The 16,277-nt window shown below is 67.0% G+C and carries 15 protein-coding genes; 2 read left to right on the top strand and 13 right to left on the bottom strand.

Translation table 11 applies throughout. The features are described from left to right. Positions 1-26 precede the first annotated feature (26 nt). Together ACP15H_RS02855 and ACP15H_RS02860 are read right to left on the bottom strand one after the other, a co-directional pair. Positions 27-1,058, bottom strand: a complete 1,032-nt coding sequence (locus tag ACP15H_RS02855; RefSeq protein WP_425064715.1) for an amino acid ABC transporter substrate-binding protein — start codon at positions 1,056-1,058, stop codon at positions 27-29. A gap of 130 nt (positions 1,059-1,188) precedes the next feature. Next, complete coding sequence (locus tag ACP15H_RS02860) at positions 1,189-2,592, bottom strand: M23 family metallopeptidase (protein WP_425064716.1); 1,404 nt, start codon at positions 2,590-2,592, stop codon at positions 1,189-1,191. A gap of 442 nt (positions 2,593-3,034) precedes the next feature. Between ACP15H_RS02860 and ACP15H_RS02865 the strand changes: the two genes are divergently transcribed. Continuing rightward, positions 3,035-3,913, top strand: a complete 879-nt coding sequence (locus tag ACP15H_RS02865; protein WP_425064717.1) for a pirin family protein — start codon at positions 3,035-3,037, stop codon at positions 3,911-3,913. A gap of 127 nt (positions 3,914-4,040) precedes the next feature. Here the strand turns inward: ACP15H_RS02865 and ACP15H_RS02870 are convergent, their stop codons facing one another. The 5 genes from ACP15H_RS02870 to ACP15H_RS02890 all read right to left on the bottom strand — a co-directional run bounded on the left by ACP15H_RS02870 (position 4,041) and on the right by ACP15H_RS02890 (position 10,130). Then, on the bottom strand, positions 4,041-5,606 hold the full coding sequence (locus ACP15H_RS02870) for an ABC transporter substrate-binding protein (RefSeq protein WP_425064718.1): 1,566 nt from the start codon (positions 5,604-5,606) through the stop codon (positions 4,041-4,043). A gap of 11 nt (positions 5,607-5,617) precedes the next feature. Then, the gene (locus ACP15H_RS02875; protein ID WP_425064719.1) at positions 5,618-7,153 is read right to left on the bottom strand and encodes a M81 family metallopeptidase; all 1,536 of its coding nucleotides are present in this window, start codon (positions 7,151-7,153) and stop codon (positions 5,618-5,620) included. Positions 7,154-7,162: 9 nt separating this feature from the next. Further along, positions 7,163-7,999 (bottom strand): alpha/beta fold hydrolase, encoded by an 837-nt coding sequence (locus ACP15H_RS02880; protein ID WP_425064720.1) that lies wholly within the window; start codon positions 7,997-7,999, stop codon positions 7,163-7,165. A 146-nt stretch (positions 8,000-8,145) separates the two neighbouring features. Then, positions 8,146-9,096, bottom strand: coding sequence for an SDR family NAD(P)-dependent oxidoreductase (locus tag ACP15H_RS02885; RefSeq protein ID WP_425064721.1), 951 nt, complete (start codon positions 9,094-9,096; stop codon positions 8,146-8,148). Beyond that, positions 9,093-10,130, bottom strand: coding sequence for a 2Fe-2S iron-sulfur cluster-binding protein (locus tag ACP15H_RS02890; protein WP_425064722.1), 1,038 nt, complete (start codon positions 10,128-10,130; stop codon positions 9,093-9,095). The genes ACP15H_RS02885 and ACP15H_RS02890 overlap by 4 nt, the downstream gene beginning before the upstream one ends. A gap of 174 nt (positions 10,131-10,304) precedes the next feature. Between ACP15H_RS02890 and ACP15H_RS02895 the strand changes: the two genes are divergently transcribed. Continuing rightward, positions 10,305-10,778 (top strand): PaaI family thioesterase, encoded by a 474-nt coding sequence (locus ACP15H_RS02895; protein ID WP_425064723.1) that lies wholly within the window; start codon positions 10,305-10,307, stop codon positions 10,776-10,778. Between the two features lie 42 nt (positions 10,779-10,820). Here the strand turns inward: ACP15H_RS02895 and ACP15H_RS02900 are convergent, their stop codons facing one another. Genes ACP15H_RS02900 through ACP15H_RS02925 form a run of 6 tightly spaced genes read right to left on the bottom strand, consistent with a single transcriptional unit; the run spans position 10,821 to position 16,252 of the window. Continuing rightward, entirely contained in the window at positions 10,821-11,711 is an 891-nt protein-coding gene (locus ACP15H_RS02900; protein ID WP_425064724.1) for a polysaccharide deacetylase family protein, read from the bottom strand. Between the two features lie 5 nt (positions 11,712-11,716). Beyond that, complete coding sequence (locus ACP15H_RS02905; RefSeq protein WP_425064725.1) at positions 11,717-12,466, bottom strand: aspartate/glutamate racemase family protein; 750 nt, start codon at positions 12,464-12,466, stop codon at positions 11,717-11,719. 10 nt (positions 12,467-12,476) lie between these two features. Further along, positions 12,477-13,277, bottom strand: coding sequence for an ABC transporter permease (locus tag ACP15H_RS02910; protein ID WP_425064726.1), 801 nt, complete (start codon positions 13,275-13,277; stop codon positions 12,477-12,479). Next, complete coding sequence (locus tag ACP15H_RS02915) at positions 13,274-14,125, bottom strand: ABC transporter permease (RefSeq protein ID WP_425064727.1); 852 nt, start codon at positions 14,123-14,125, stop codon at positions 13,274-13,276. The genes ACP15H_RS02910 and ACP15H_RS02915 overlap by 4 nt, the downstream gene beginning before the upstream one ends. Next, positions 14,122-15,186 carry an ABC transporter ATP-binding protein gene (locus tag ACP15H_RS02920; protein ID WP_425064728.1) on the bottom strand — a complete coding sequence of 355 codons (1,065 nt, stop codon included), beginning with the start codon at positions 15,184-15,186 and terminating at the stop codon, positions 14,122-14,124. Before ACP15H_RS02920 ends, ACP15H_RS02915 begins: the two co-directional genes overlap by 4 nt. 13 nt (positions 15,187-15,199) lie before the next feature. Beyond that, a complete protein-coding gene (locus ACP15H_RS02925; RefSeq protein ID WP_425064729.1) occupies positions 15,200-16,252 on the bottom strand; it encodes an ABC transporter substrate-binding protein in 1,053 nt (350 codons plus the stop codon). Between the last annotated feature and the right edge of the window lie 25 nt (positions 16,253-16,277).

The raw sequence follows: 16,277 nt of genomic DNA on the forward strand, positions 1-16,277 counted from the left end.
GTTCGTCGTGACGTTCGAGAGGAAGGCTAGCGGATCGGCGGGGAGTACTGCAGGCCGCCGTTCGTCCACAGCGCGTTCAGGCCGCGCTCGATCTTGAGCGGCGAGCCCATGCCAACGTTGCGGTCGAAGCTCTCGCCGTAATTACCGACCTGCTTGACGATGTTGTAGACCCACTTCTCGTCGACCCCGAGGGCCTTGCCCATGCCGGGCGTGACGCCGAGGATGCGCTTGATCGAGGGATTGTCGCTCTTCAGCATCTCGTCGACGTTCTTCGAGGTGATGCCGGCTTCCTCGGCCTCGACCATGGCGTAGAAGGCCCAGCGCACGATGTCGGCGAACTGGTTGTCGCCCTGGCGCACGGCCGGTCCCAGCGGCTCCTTGGAGATGATCTCCGGCAGGATGATGAAGTCTTCCGGCTTGGCCGGCGCCGGGGTGTTCGCGGCGCGGGTCGAGTACAGGCCCGAGGCGTCGGTGGTGTAGACGTCGCAGCGGCCGGCATAGAAGGCGGCGCGGATTTCCTCGACCTTCTCGATGACGACCGGCTTGAAGGTCATCTTGTTGGCGCGGAAATAGTCGGCGAGGTTGAGTTCGGTCGTCGTGCCCGGCTGGACGCAGACGGTGGCGCCGTTCAGCTCCTTGGCGCTCTTCACGCCGAGCTTCTTCGGTACCATGAAGCCCTGGCCGTCATAGTAGTTGATGCCGGTGAACTCGAGGCCGAGCGCGGTATCGCGGGTCAGCGTGTAGGTCGTGTTGCGCGAGAGAATGTCGACCTCGCCCGACTGCAGGGCCGTGAAGCGCTGCTGGGCCGTCGTCGGCACGTACTTGACCTTCTCGGAGTCGCCGAAGAGCGCGGCCGAGACGGCGCGGCAGACGTCGACGTCGAGGCCGGTCCACTTGCCCTTGTCGTCCTGCTGGGCGAAGCCCGCGACGCCCGTGTTGATGCCGCAGACCAGCTGGCCGCGGGCCTTCACCGCATCGAGATCCTTGCCGGCATGCGCCGTACCGGCGACACCGACCAGACCGGCGGTGACGACGCCGGCCATCATTTTCTTGAGCATTATGTCATCCCTCGTGGTTTGCCTCTGGCGTTCCCGTCGATCGCCTGTCGCGACCGTTCAGGATCGATGATGCAATTGGTAGGCGAACAACCGGAGACGCGCAACGGCAGTGCACTGCCGGTGCGGTGGCTCACAGGCGGTCGGCGGCGCGCGACGAGAAGGGGTTCGACGACCAGGGCTCCGCGCCCTGCAGACCCGGATAGCGGGTGTCGCTGCTGCCCCGGCTGCGCTCGGAGGCGCGCTTGATCTCCTGCTGCCACTGCCGATAGGAGACGAGCTGTTCGCCGCCCAGGGTGCCCTGGCCGCCCTTGTCGGAGATGTAGGGTTGCGGATCGACGAACTGGCCGTTCACGATCACCGAGAAGTGCAGGTGGGCGCCGGTCGAGCGGCCGGTCGAGCCGACATAGCCGATCACGTCGCCCTTGCGGATGCGCGTCCCCGGGCCCATGCCGTCGGCGAACCGGGACATGTGCGCGTAGAGCGTCTCGAAATTGTCGGCGTGGCTCACCTTCACGGTACGGCCGTAGTTGAAGTACCAGCCCTGGTGGTTGATCACGCCGTCGGCCGCCGCATAGATCGGCTCGCCGGTCTTGCCTTCGTAGTCGATGCCGTTGTGGAAGCCGCCGCCGCTCTTGCGGCCGTAGTAGCGACGCGTGCCGAACGGTGACGACTGGCGGGCGCCCGGCCTCGGGTCGGCCAGCGCCGTGCCGCCGAGACGACGGCCCTCGTCGTCGAACCAGCCTTCCGGCTGGTTCTGGGGCGCGAACCACCAGAAGGAACGCTTGGCGGCGCCATCGCCCAGGCTGGCCACGAGGATGCGCGGCGCACCGTCCACGGTGCGGCCCTGCACGACGTCGATCTTGGCGGCGGCCGGTGCGAAGCCGGCGAGTGCCTGCGTCAGCTCCTTGAGGGCGGCCGGGTTGGCGCCGGTCGGAGCCAGGGTGCTGGCGAGCGTGGCGCTGCTGGTCTTCACCGTCTTGACCGAATCGGCAACCACGGAGCGGGCACCGGGGCCGGCGGTCGAGGGGGCCGAACCCGGCAGGCTCGAGACGCGCTCGTCATCGTCCTCGGTGGCGCCGGGAGCAAGCTTGAATCCGAACGAGCCATCGGCGCCCCGCGCGAGATCGACGGCCAACGACTTGTTCGAATAGAGCTGGAGGGAGACGAGACGCTTGGGCTGGCCGGCGGCCTGCGGGGCGAGCACGGCGCGGCCGGAACTGGCGGCCTTGACCTCGGGCTGGCTCAGCGCCTTGCCGACGGCGTCGGCGGCAGCCTGGGCGTCATTCGGATCGACCTGCAGGAGGATGAGCTGCTGGGCGACGGAGCTGTCGGCCGCGATCGAAAAGGACTGGACGTCTTCGCTGGGGGCGGCGGCCGGAGCCGACTTCGCCGCGGGCTTCTTGAGCTGGTTCTTGGACGGGGCCTTCACCTGCGCCATCGCGCCGGCGGCAAAAAAGAGAGAGGAGACTGCAAGAGTCGCTGCCGTGAGGCTGCGGATGGTTCGCCAGCGATAGGCGCGTTGGAGACGCGTCATGTTGGACGTCATCGTTGGGCCGCTCCCGTTCCATTGAACGCAACTAATTGACGGTTGAGGCAACTGACGATCCACCGACTCCCCCAGTCGATGCCCCCGCGTGCCCCGCTTGAGGGTCACTTTGGCCACGGAGTATCCACAAGTCCACAAAAAGTTGCAAAAATGCAACACCCGTGAAAACTGGCTAACATGTTGAAAATGATAGAGTTTTAGACTCGCGTATCCTTGTGGTCGGCAAAGGTCACAGGGGAAAGACGCCCGTTTTTGCTGCATTGCGAATAAGCGTTCTACGCGCAAAAAATATCGTGGCCGACGCGAACGCCTCGACGTCGGCCTGCGGGGATTGACCGGCACGACCCTTCCGCATAACCGGCATGACTGAGCATCTGCATGACCGCGCCGCCGCAGGAGGTGGCAGGCACACGCGTAGGAGGAGAGAGAAATGGCCGATCCGATCGAGCTTCTGATCCAGGGACGGGCGCACGATCTGGGAGGCGGTTTCGCGGTCCGCCGTGTCCTGCCGAGCGTCAAGCGGCGCACCGTCGGTCCCTTCATCTTCCTCGACCATTTCGGCCCAATGGACGTACCGCCGGGCGGCGGCATGGAAGTCCGGCCGCATCCGCATATCGGTCTGGCCACGGTCACCTACCTGTTCGACGGCGGCATCTACCATCGCGACAGCCTGGGTTATTCGCAGGCGATCCGGCCGGGCGACGTGAACTGGATGACGGCCGGCAGCGGCATCGTCCACAGCGAGCGCACCGAGCCCGAGATGCGCGCCACCGGCTTCCGCATGCACGGCGTCCAGACCTGGGTGGCGCTGCCCAAGACGCACGAGGAGACCGCCCCGTCCTTCGAGCATGTCGAGGCCGCGCGACTGCCGGCCTGGACCGAAGGCGGCGTCGCGCTGCGCCTGATCGTTGGCACCTATGCCGGCCGCACGGCGCCCACGACCCACTTCTCGCCGATCTTCTATGTCGGCGTGGAGATGACCGCCGGCGCCTCGCTGGCGGTCACGCCCGATCACGAGGAGCGCGCGATCTACGTCGCCGAGGGCATGATGGTGGTGGGCGAGAGCCAGCTCGGCGTCGGCGACCTCGCGGTGCTGGCGCCCGGCCAGACGGTCGAGATACTGGCCGGAACGGACGGCGCCAAGGCGATGCTGCTGGGCGGCGCCCCGATCGACGGCCCGCGCCACATCTGGTGGAATTTCGTCTCCTCGAGCAAGGAGCGCATCGAGAAGGCCAAGGAAGACTGGCGCGAGAAGCGCTTCGCCATGGTGGCGGGAGACTCCGAGTTCATCCCGCTGCCGGACCGGTAGGGGGACGCTCCGCGGCGACAGTTCCCCTTCTTGTCATCCTGAGCGCAGCGAAGGATCTGGCGCTAGCCAAGGAGTCCTTTAGTCGCTCTGCTAGGTCTTTCGCTTCGCTCAAGACGACAATGGGCCGCTACTTCTTCTCGACGTTCCAGAACACCGTGACGGGCGATTCGATGTTGCCCGTCACGCCCTTGCGCCGCGCCATCGGCTGCAGATACTGGCCGAGCGGGACCGTCACGCCCTGGTCCATCATGCGCTTCTGTACCTGCTCGGCGATCTGCTTCTGCTTGGCGGGATCGCTCTCGCGGGTGAAGGCCATGCGAAGCCGCTCGATCTCCTCGTCGAGCGGCCAGCCGAACTGGGCACGGTCGCCGCTCGCCTCGGCATAGTGGTTGTTGACCGGGTCGATCAGCAGGACGGCCGCGGCGGCGGTCATCGAGATGTTCCAGCCGCCCTGGGCGATCGGATCCTTCTTGGAGCGGCGGCTCACCACCGTCTGCCAATCCATCGACTGCATGTCGACCTTGAAGCCGCCGCGCTCGAGCAGGGTCTTGGCGATCGGCGCGAGGTTGGTGAGGACGGCGAGGTCGGTCGACTGCAGCAGCACGATCGGCGTGCCGTCGTAGCCGGCCTCCTTCAGCATCTTCTTCGATTCCTCGAAGTTCGACTCCAGGATGCCGTCCATGCCGACCGAGCTCTCGAACGGCGCACCGCAGCCGAAGACGGCCTTGCAGACCTTGTAGTAGCGCGGATCGCCGATCACGCCCTGGAGGAAGTCCTTCTGGTTCAGGGCGACTTCGGCGGCGCGGCGGATGCGGACATCGTTGAACGGCGGCTGCTTCCAGTTGAAGCGCAGGATGTAGGTCGAGCCGAGATGGTCGGGGATGACGATCTCGACGTTCTTGTCCTTCTCGATGACCGGCAGCAGGTCGTGCGAGGGCTGCTCGATCATGTCGATCTCGCCCTGCTGCAGCGCGTTGATCGCGGTCTGCGTATCGGGGATCGAGACCCATTCGACCCGGTCGAGCTTGGCGACCTTGCCGCCGGCCAGACCCGAGGGCGGCTCGGCCCGCGGCTTGTAGTCGGCGAAGCGCGTATAGACGACCTTCTCGCCGGGCTTCCATTCGTCCTTCTTGAACACGAAGGGACCCGAGCCGGTGAAGTCGGAGATCTGCTGGTTCGAGGGCGTCCTGGCGACACGCTCCGGCATGATGAGAAGAGGCGTCGAGCTGGGCTTGCCGAGCGCCTTCAGCATGATGCCGAACGGCTCCTTCAACACGATCTGGAAGGTCTTGTCGTCGACCGCCTTCATCTCCTGCGTCTGCTTGGCCAAGAGGCCGCCCAGCGTGTCGCGCTCGGTCCAGCGCTTGATCGAGGGGACGACGTCGGCCGCGGTCACGGGCTGCCCGTCATGCCACTTCAGACCGTCGCGCAGCTTGAAGGTCCAGGTGAGCTTGTCGTCGCTGACCGTCCAGCTGTCGACCATCTGGGGCTGCGGCTCGAGCTTGGCGTCGAGCGAGAACAGCGTATCGTAGATCATGTAGCCGTGGTTGCGGACGATGTAGGCCGTCGTCCAGATCGGATCGAGGATCTTGAGATCCGACTGCATGACGACTTTCAGCGTCTTGCTCGGCTGGGCGTGGGCGGGCGCTGCGGCGAACAACGCAAGGGCGGCAAACAGGGTACGGCGCAGCATGAAGGGCTCCCTCAATTCGAGGCCGGAGGAGTCCAGCTCGTTTCTTCGTCGAGCGGATAGACGGGCCTCGGCAGTTTGGTCCAGGTGAAGTTCGCCAGCACCGGCGACGTTAGGCCCGGACAATCGACTTCGTAGATCTGCTCGGGCTTGAAGAATTCGTCGAAGCCGCCGCGGAAGTGGCCGCGGCTCTTCACGACCACGGTGCGCGCCTGGGCAATGTCCAGCCCGAACATCTCGAACTGGCGCGGGTCCATGCACTGGCAGCGGATGCTGATGACCACGATCAGGATGCCGCCGAGATCGAGCAGGGCCGACGGGCCCATGTCGGCCGAGACGTTCCGGAGCACGCCGCGGCGGCCGACGAACTGGCCGTCCGACAGCTTGACGACCTTGGCTTCGCAATCGAAGGGCAGGGAGAATTCCTGGTCCTCTTTCGAGTTGAAGGAGGCATTGAAGATTGCGCCTTCGCCCAGCGCGTGCGCCTGTGCCGCGAGCGCGGCATCGTTGAACACACCGAAGTAGACGCCCTGGGTCCGCGCTCCCTTGAGCGCCCGCAGCAGATAGGTGGTGTTGCCGCGGCCGCCGCCGCCGGGATTGTCGGCGACGTCGGCCAGGATGATCGGCTTGCGGCGCTTGTCGCGGCCGATGGCGGTGGCGTGCTGCACCGCATCGGCCAGGTTCATCATCTCCCGCTTGAAGCGTTCCCGCGTCCCCCAGGCGCGCTGGGCGATGTCGAGCGCGAGGTCGGCCGCGGCCTTGGCATTGCCGTTGCGCGCCGTGACGACGGCGGTGAGGCCGTTCTTGGGACTGTCGCTGTAGGCGAAGCCCGCCATCACCGAGACGTTGAGGATGTCGCCGCCGACCTTGGTCTGGCCGTACTTGATGAGGTCGGCATAGGGGCCGCGCGCGGTCAGCAGCGCGATCTGCGGCGGGACCAGCGGGATCTTGACCATCTCGACCGCGGTGCGCGTGCCGGCCAGCAGCTCGCGCATGTGCTTCGCCGCCTCGACGCCGCGCTCGTAGATGTCGACATGCGGATTCTCGAGATAGCCGACGAAGACGCTGAGATTGTCGGTCATGCGGCGCGACACGTTGGCGTGCAGGTCGAACACCGAGACGATGGGCACGTCGGGACCGGCGACACGGCGCAGCATCTCGAACAGGTCGCCGTCGGGATCGTCGGTGCCTTCCGCCAGCGCGGCGCCATGACAGGACACGAAGATCGCGTCGACCGGCAGGACCGACTTCAGGCCGGACTCGATCTCGGCGAGATAGGCCTTGAAGAACTGTTCCTCGACCGGGCCGCCGGGCTGCGCCAGCGAGACGCGCAACGGCACCGGCGTCCAGGTGCCGGTGCGGTCCATCTCGTCGAAGAAGCCGGGCAGGTCGGGCATGGTGATCGACTTGCCGGAGCGCGCCTCGCTCACGATGCGATTGCCGCGGATGTCGACGTCGTGTTCGAAATCCTCTGCCGTCGTCACCGGCGCGAACCGGTTGCACTCGATGGCGAAGCCGAGAACGGCGATACGCGGATTGTCCTGGGACAAAGAAACCTCCTAGCGCTGTCGCGCGAGGAACGCGTCGACCAGCGCGTTGAACCTAGCGGCCTGCTCGAAATATGGCGAGTGTCCGGCATCCTCGATGGTCTCGGCTTCGCCGCAGGGCAGGCCTGTGGCGATGGCGCTTGCCAGGAACGGCGGGAAGACCGTGTCCTCGCCGCCGGCGATCAGCAGGGTCGGCACGCGAAACGCCTTCAACTCCGCCACGGTGCGCGTCGCGGTGCGGCGCAGGCCGGCGCGCAGCTTCTCCTTGTCGAGCGCGCCGGCCATCTCGTCGATGCTGCGATAGAGGAGATGCAGCGCGGGGAAGCGCTCGGCCGCGCGTTCGCCCATCGCCGGATGGATGCCGCGCGCCACGCCGGCCGCGATCGTGGCCTCGGCCGCCGCGAACCAGGCGTCGTATGTTGCACCACCGGACGGATCGCTGCCGCGGCGGTCGAGCGTGCCCGAGGTCGAGCTCAGCACCAGCGCCTTCACGCGCTCCGGATGGGCGAGCGCATATTCCAGCATCGTCCAGCCGCCCATCGATTGCGCGACCAGGCGCACCTCGGCAAAGCCCAGATGATCGATCAGGGCGGCGAGGTCGCCCGGATAGTCGGCGGGATCGACGCCATCGGCGATCGGATCGGACGGCGCGAAGCCGCGATGGGCAAACGTCACGCAGGTGTAGCGGGGCGCGAAGTGCGCCACCTGCTGCCACCAGCTCAGGTGATTACCGCCCAGCCCGTGCGCGAAGATCAGCGCGGGGCCGCTGCCCGTGACCTCGTAGTAGAGATGGCCGAACGGGCGCTTCAGCCGACCGACGGTGCGGGACGGCGCGGCGTAGGAAGTCATGCGCAGCTTCTCCTCTCAGAAGAGAGGCAGCCTAGAGCCCACGATGCCGAGCGGCCAGCGTCCTGCCGTCACGACGAAACTTGCTTTCGAAGGGCGAGCCTGCCGCGCGGGCAAGGCGGGTGACCGACTTGGCGTGGATGCCTTTTTCAGAGGAGAGGGTCGGTATTGAAGGCTTCGAGATCGGTCGTGAGATCGGTGAAATGCCCTTCCATGCCGGCGATCAACTCGTCGGCGATACCCTCGGGGGTTTCTTCAGCGACCATGCTTGCGAGCCGGCGTGGCTGGTTGAACACGATAATCTCGCGGCCTCTCACGCCCAGCAATTGGCCCGTGATCGTCCTGGCTTTGGGCATGCACAGCGCCGCTACGAGATTGGCGACATGGTGCGCGCCGATCCTCAGCGCGCGGTCCTTGTAAGCTTCCTCTGCCTCGTTCGCGGGCTGGAGGGTTTGAGTGATTCGGGTGCGGGCGAAGGGGACCACGGCATTGGCGGTGATCTGCGCCGGCGCGAGGTCCATCGCGGTGACGCGCGTCAGGCCGAACAGCCCGGCCTTGGCGCTGGCATAGGCGGCCTGGCCCAGGTTTCCGTAGAGGCCGGCCGAAGAGACGATGTTGACGATGCGGCCCCAGTCGTAGCCGTCCCTGCCGCCGCGGGCCGACCTGTCCTGCTCGCGCATGACGGCGGAGGCGGCGTTGATCAGATAGAAGGCTGCGGAGAGGTTGGTGCGGATCACGGCGTCCCAGTCGGCCGGATCGGCGCGGAAGACCGGAGCGTCGCGCCGGATGGCGGCATTGTTCACGACGATGTCGATGCCGCCGAACGTTTTCACCGCGAGATCGACGAGCTGCTTCGCCACGCCCGGCGAGGCGACGCTCTCGGTGAAGGCGAGAGCCTTCCTGGCCCCTGCCGCGTCGTTCAGTGCCTGGACCGTGGCGCGCGCCACCGCCGGATCGCCGCCCTCGCCCGCGATCGACGTGCCGTTGTCCGCCACGATGACGTGCGCACCCGCCGTGACCAGCGACTCGGCGATGGCGCGGCCGATGCCGCGGCCGGCGCCGGTGACGATGGCGACCCTTCCCTGCAGAAGACCGCTCATTGATCCGCGCCCGTCTTCTTTCCCGCGCTCGCCATCTCGGCCGCTGTGTAGAAGGCATCGGCATGGATATCGAGGCGGCGCATGCCGCGCTGCTCCAGCAGCAGGGTCGCGGCCTCGACCATCACCGGAGGGCCCGCGAGATAGGCCGTGCAGCCATCGACCTCGTCGAAATCCTGGGCCACCGCCTCGTGCACCAGCCCGTGCCGCAGGCTCGACTCGCCGCCTTCGCTCAGCACCGGGATGAAGTGCAGGGTCCTGTGCTTTTCCGCCAGCGCCGCGAAGTGGTCGTGGAGATAGAGGTCGCGTTCGCTGCGGACGCCGAAATAGAAATAGATGTGCTGCGGCAGTGCCTTCTGCAGCGCGCGCTCGACGATCGACTTGATCGGCGCCATGCCCGAACCGCCGGCCACGGCGATGATCGGACCGCGATGGCTCTCGCGCAGGTAGGACGCGCCGAACGGGCCTTCGACGCGTACGCCGTCGCCGACTTGCAGCTTCTCCCACACATGGGCGCTGGTGGCGCCTCCCGCCGTGCGGCGGATATGGAATTCTAGGACCGGGTCGCCCGGCACGTTGGCCATCGAATAGTCGCGCGGCGGACAGCCCTCGAAGGTCACCGAGGCGAACTGGCCGGCCGAGAAGTCGAAAGGACCGCCCGAGACGATCTCGAGGCGGATGCGCTTGATGTCATGGGTGGCATCGTCGAGGGATACGACCTTGCAGGCGAGGAGGCGGCGCGGATGGACGATCAGGTCGTCCTCCTCCTGCCACGCGACTTCGCACGCGGCGCCCGGCACGGCGCGACAGGCGAGGATCAGGCCGCGCGCCTTTTCCTCGTCGGCGAGTGCGAACTCGGAATAGCCCTCCATCGTCACCTCGCCCTTCAGGAGAAGCGACTTGCAGGCGCCGCAGTTCCCGGACTGGCAGCCGAACGGATAGGAGATGCCGGCGTCGAGCGCGGCGTCCAGGATGGTGGTGCCGGCCGGCACGTCGATCGTGCGGTCGGCAGAGGCGATGCGGACTTTGAAACTCATCTGGCGCGGCGGCGCATTGGTCTGCTCCCGAAACAGTCCGCGTCTAGCGCTCCGGCGAAGGGCCGTCCACCTGCCAGGCTTCGCCCGGTGTCCTTTCGACGGCCGAAACCCGGCCGCCGATCGATCTTCTGGAAAAGGTGCAGGCTTCCGCCCGTCCGTTATAGTCCCCGCCCCATGAGCTCAGCCCATCCAGACTTCCAGAACTTCCCCAAGGATCTCATGCACGATTCGGAGATGCTCCAGATCCTGCGTGCCAATCCGCCCGAGGCGTTGAAGACGCTGAACGGCGAACTCCTCGATATCGATTCGGCGCGCGGCTTCGCGCGATTCCGTTTCGAAGTCGTGCCGGCCTTCTGCCATTCGCAGGGCCGCATCTGCCAGGGCGGCTTCCTGACCGGCATGGTCGACACCGCCATGGCCAATGCCGCCATCGTCAAGGGCAAGCTCGCCGTCGCCGTGCCGACGCTGGAACTCAAGATCAGCTTCTTCGAGGCGATGGGGCCGGGCATCGTCTATGCCGAGGGTCGCGTCCTGCGCTGGGGCGGCACGGTCGGCTTCCTCGACGGCGAGCTCAAGGACGAGAAGGGCCGCCTGATCGTCCACTCGACCTCGACGATCAAGATCGTGCGGCCGAAGGCGAAGGCTTAGACTCTATTGCTGGGGGCGCGCACTGGAGTGGCGCGCCCCCAGCTATGAGTCTTTGAACCGCGCGTTCCAATGCTCGGCAATCTGGCGGCGGGTGGCGAACCAGGCGCCGCCCTTCTGTTTCATATGCGACACGATACGGTCGAGCGCGGCGATGCGGCCGGGGCGGCCGATCATGCGCAGGTGCAGGCCGATCGACATCATCTTGGGCGACTTCTCGCCCTCGGCCCATAGCGTGTCGAAGGCGTCGGTCGTGTAGTCGGCGAAGTCGCGGGCCGACACGAAGCGGTGGAAGCCCTGGTGATAGTGCATGTCGTTGGTGTCGAAGCTGTAGGGCAGCACCAGGTGCCGCTTGCCCGCGACCTCGACATGGAACGGCAGATCGTCGGAATAGTCGTCGCTGTCGTAGAGGAAGCCGCCTTCCTCGACGAGCAGGCGGCGCGTGTTGGGCGAGGGCGTCGAGCGGGTGTGCCAGCCGACGGGGCGCGTGCCGGCGATCTCGGTCAGCGCCTTGACGGTGCGGGCGATGATCTCGCGCTCCTTCGCCTCCTCCATGTGGGCATGCTTTTCCCAGCGCCAGCCATGGCAGGAGATTTCATGGCCGCGCGCCACCGCGTCGTGGATCAGCCACGGCGACAGTTCGGCGGCCAGCCCGCAGGTGCTCACCGTGGCCGGCACGCCCAGCCGCTCCAGTGAATCGGCGATGCGCCACCAGGCGGCCTTGGTGCCGTACTCGAAGTGCGATTCCATGCACCGGTCGGGAACGCCCACGACCTCGTCGGTGACCTCGTAGACTTTCTCGTTGTGGGCGTCGCCCGCCGACAACGACATCTCTGCGCCTTCCTCGAAGTTGATCACGAAGGAGACGGCGACCCGCGCATCGCCGGGCCATTTCGGATCGGGCGGCGTGCGCCCATAGCCCTTGAGATCGCGCATCGCGGTCACGATTCGCGATGGGCGATGATGTCGGCCAGCGGACCGGCGAGGCCTTTCGAGTCCTTGGCCGCGGGACGGCGATAGGTGCCCTGGGTCGCCTTGCGCGGATTGAGCCGCACCAGCCCCTCGGCCATCGTCACCGCGGCCTGGATGCCGTCGACCAGCGGCACCGGTACACGGTCGCGGATCGTGTTGGCGAGACCGGCCAGCGGCGCTCCGGCCAGGATCACGACATCGGCGCCGTCGTTCTTCACAGTGGCCAGTGCGAGGTCGATCAGCACCTGTTCCTTCTCGTGCTGCACGTCGTCGATCGAGCGGAAGCCTTCGTCCGGCGTGCGGATGGCGGCGCAACGGCCGGACATGCCGTGCCAGTCGACGATCTCGGCGAACCACGGTTCGAGCGCCTTGGCGAAGCTCACGATGGCGAACCTGCGGCCGAGGGTACAGGCGACCAGCATCGCGGCCTCCGCCATGCCGACCACGGGGAAGTCGAACAGCTCACGCGCGCCGCCGAGGCCGGGATCGCCGAAGGCCGCGACGATGGCGGCATCGAAGGTGCCGCGCCGCTCGGCCAGCATCTCGAGCATCATGGCGCTGCCGATCGCGGCTTCGGCGCGCGTGGCGATGTAGGGCACGCCGCGCGGCGCGGTCATGGGCAGCAATTCGGTGCCGGGGCTGGCGACCAGTCTGCCGGCGGTCACGAGCCGGTCGGTCACGCCGGTCGAGGTGTTGGGATTGGCGACGAGGATTTTCATGGGGCCATTCTTAGAAGTCGGCGAGCTTGCGCAAGCCCACGAGCCGGTCGCCGATCACCAGCGCCACGATGGCCAGCAGCACGAGGCCGGCGGAGATGGCGGCGATGGTCGGATCGGGCCGCTCCTCGACATACTGCAGCATCTGGATGGGCAGGGTCTTGGTCCAGGCATCGGTGAAGAACATCGAGATCGGATAATTGTCCATCGACGCCAGGAACGCGAACATGCCCGAGGTCAGGAAGGCCGGGGCGAGCGCCGGCACCAGCACCCGCGTGAGTGCCGCCGGATAGGAGCAACCCAGGGTGCGGGCGGCGTCGATCAGCGAGAAGTCGAACAGCGAGAGGGCGCCGACCACGGTGCGCACGATGTAGGGCAGGGTGATGACCACGTGGGCGACCAGCAGGCTGGCATAGACGTCGCGCAGTCCCATCGCCTTGAAGCCCTGCAGCATGGCGATGCCGATCACGAGGCCCGGCAGCATCAGCGGCGAGACGAGAAAGGTCGAGATGGTCTCGCGGCCGGGAAAGCGCCCGCGCACCAGGGCGATCGCGCACAAGGTGCCGAGGACCATGGCGACGGCGGTGGAGACGGCGGCGATCTGCAGCGAGACCACGAGGGCGGGCAGCAACCCGCGCATGCCGGCCAGGCGCTCGTACCAGCGCAGCGACCAGTCGGGCGGCGGCAGGGTGAACACCGTCGATGAGCCGAACGACACGGCAATGGTGACGAGGAGGGGCGTCATCAGGAAGACGACGGTGAAGCCCGCGATGGCCCAGACGAAATACTGCGTGGCGCGCTCGATGGTGGTCATGTCTGGCTGCCTCCGATGCGGCGCGCCAGCCAGGTCGAGCCCACGACGATCGACACGGCCAGCACCAGCAGGATGACGGCAGTGGTCGAGCCCAGTTGCTCGTTGCGCATCAGCAGGAAGGAACGGCCCGTCAGGGTCGCCAGGGTCTGGAAGCGGTCGCCGATCAGCAGCGAGGGGATGACGAACATCGAGACGCTCATCGAGAAGACGAAGGCGACGCCCGACACGATGCCCGGCAGGGTGAGCGGCAGGGTGACGTGGGTGAAGCGGTAGAGCGGCGTGGCGCCCAGGGTCGCGCCGGCCTCGCTGAGGCGCGGATCGATCAGCTTCACGACGGAATAGATCGGCAGGATCATGAAGGGCAGGAAGATGTTGGCGGCGCCCAGTACCAGCCCGGTCTCGGTGAAGAGCAGCCGCTGCGGCTCGTCCCAGAGGCCGAGCCCGACCAGGATCTGCGAGACGATGCCGTCGCGGCGCAGCACGATCTGCCAGGCGAAGGCCTTGACGACGGCGCCGACCGAAAGCGGCAGGATGATCGATATCAGCATCACGGCCTGCATGACCGCGCCGGCTCGCGCCAACGCGAAGGCGGCGGGATATCCGATCGCGAGGCAGACCACGGTGACCCAGGCGGCGACCCGCAGCGTGTTGCCGACGACGCGCCAGTTGAACGGATCGCTCAGGAAGGAGACGTACGGCTGGATCGTCGGTCCGGTGGGACCGGTCAGGCTCTTCATGAAGAGCCAGAGCAGCGGAAAGGCGTAGACGACCAGCAGGTAGATGACTGCCGGCGCCGCCAGGAGGGCGACGGGATCCCGCCACGGCGAGGGAGCGCCCTTCGTCGTCATGGCGCCGGGTAGATCAGCGTGTCGGCGACGGCCCAACCCAGCCGCATCTCGGTGCCGGGGGCGGGCAGTCCATCGGAAAGGTCTGCGGTCTCGACCATGAGATGGTCGCCGTCGTGTGCCTCGAAATGGAGCTGGACCTTCGATCCCTGGAACACCGCGTCGCGCAGGCGGGCGACCAGCGCGTAGTCGCCCGGTCCGTTGACCGTGATCCGTTCGGGCCGCACCGCGAGCATCACGGAGGCGCCGACCACGAAGCTGCCGGGTGCGCGCAGCGGGCCGAATGCGGTGTCGACGATGACCTGATCGTAGTCCTGGCCGACGACCGTGCCGGCGAGGCGAGAGGAGAGGCCCACGAATTCCAGCACGAAGGCGGTGGCGGGTGTGCGGTAGATGGCGGCCGGCACGGCAAGCTGCTCGATGGCACCCTTGTTCATCACCGCGATGCGGTCGGACATGGTGAGTGCTTCGTCCTGGTCGTGCGTCACGAACACGGCGGTGATGCCCAGTTCCCGCAGCAGGCGGCGCAGCTCGATCTGCATGTTTTCGCGCAGCTTGCGGTCGAGCGCGGAGAAGGGCTCGTCGAGCAGCAGCAGCTTGGGCTGCACGGCGAGCGCGCGGGCCACAGCGACCCGCTGCTGCTGGCCGCCTGACAAGGCCCGCACAGAGCGGTCGGCGAAGTCGGTCAGATGGACCAGCGACAGGAAGCGCCGCACCGTCGGAGCGATCTCAGCCGTGGGATGCTTCCGCGCCTTGAGGCCGAAGGCGATGTTCTCGGCGACGGTCAGGTGCGGGAAGAGCGCGTAGTTCTGGAAGACGACGCCGACGTCGCGCCGGTGCGGCGGCCGCGAGCCGATCTCCTCGCCGTCGAGCCGGATGGCGCCACGGTCGGCCGCCAGCAGGCCGGCGACGATGCGCAACAGGGTGGTCTTGCCGCAGCCCGAGGGGCCCAGCAGTGAGATGAACTCGCCGGCGGCGACCTTCAGGTCGACGCCACCGAGCACGGTGACGCCGCCGAAGGCCTTTTCGGCGCCGGCGACGTCGAGGAACGAATCCGTGGTCACGACGCGGCTTCGACTACATCGCCATGTCGCGGTCCCAGCGTTTCACCCAGTCGGCGCGATTGTCGGCGACGAACTTCCAGTCGATGCCGAAGATGGTCGCGTTGGTCGGCGCCCCGGCCGGCACCGGCGTGTCCTTGTTGGTCGGCAGCGAGTAGGTCGCGGCCGAGAGCTTGGCCTGAATCTCCGGCCCGATCATTTCGTTGATGTAGCCCGCGGCCAGCTCCGGCTGCGGTCCGCCCTTCACCAGCGCGACGCCCGACGGCATGGCGAAGATGCCTTCCTTCGGCACGGCGATCTCGACCGGCGCGCCGGCGGCCTTGCGCTCGAGGGCGACTTGCGAGATCGCGCTCGAGATCATGAAGCCCTCGCCCTGTTCCAGGAGATTGTAGGCCTGCGGCATCTGCGTGTAGGCGGTCAGCAGGTTGGGCTTGATCGTCACCAGCTTCTTGAAGCCGGCATCGATGTCCTTCTGTGCCTCGGCCATCGGCTTGCCGCTGGCGAGGAAGGCCGCCATGAACAGGTTGGCCAGGCCCTCGGTGTTCTGCAGCGACGGCAGGATCACGCGACCCTTGTACTTGGGATCGTAGGCGTCGGCCCACGAGGTGGGCGCCGTCTTCATGGCCTTCGGGTTGTAGGCGATGCCCAGCCAGGGCTGGAGGTAGTTGCACCACATCCCGTCCATGTGGATCGTGCCGGGCTTCAGGGCGGCGAGGTTGGGCACCTTGGCGGCGGTCAGCGGATCGAGGAGCCCCTCGGCGACGGCCGGGATCATGACCGGATCGTCCATCATGACGATCGACAGATACTGCTTGTCCTTGTTCTTCTGCATCTTCTCGAGATTGACGAGAGAGCGGGAGCCCTCGAACACGACCTTGCAGGAGAATTTCTTCTCGACGACCGGCGCGATGATGGTCTCGACGAAGCCCTTGTGGCTGGCCGCGCCTCCCACCACGAGTTCCTTGCCCTGCGCGCGCAGGATACGCGGCGCGGCCAGGGCCGCCGTGGCGGCGCCGGCGGCCGCGAGGACCGTGCGGCGGTTGAGGACGGCGATCTTTGACTTGTTCATAGGCAATTCCCCCTGCTCGAAGCCG

Origin of the sequence: Reyranella sp. (assembly GCF_965249915.1) — a bacterium.
In the GTDB taxonomy this organism is placed as follows: Bacteria; Pseudomonadota; Alphaproteobacteria; order Reyranellales; family Reyranellaceae; genus Reyranella.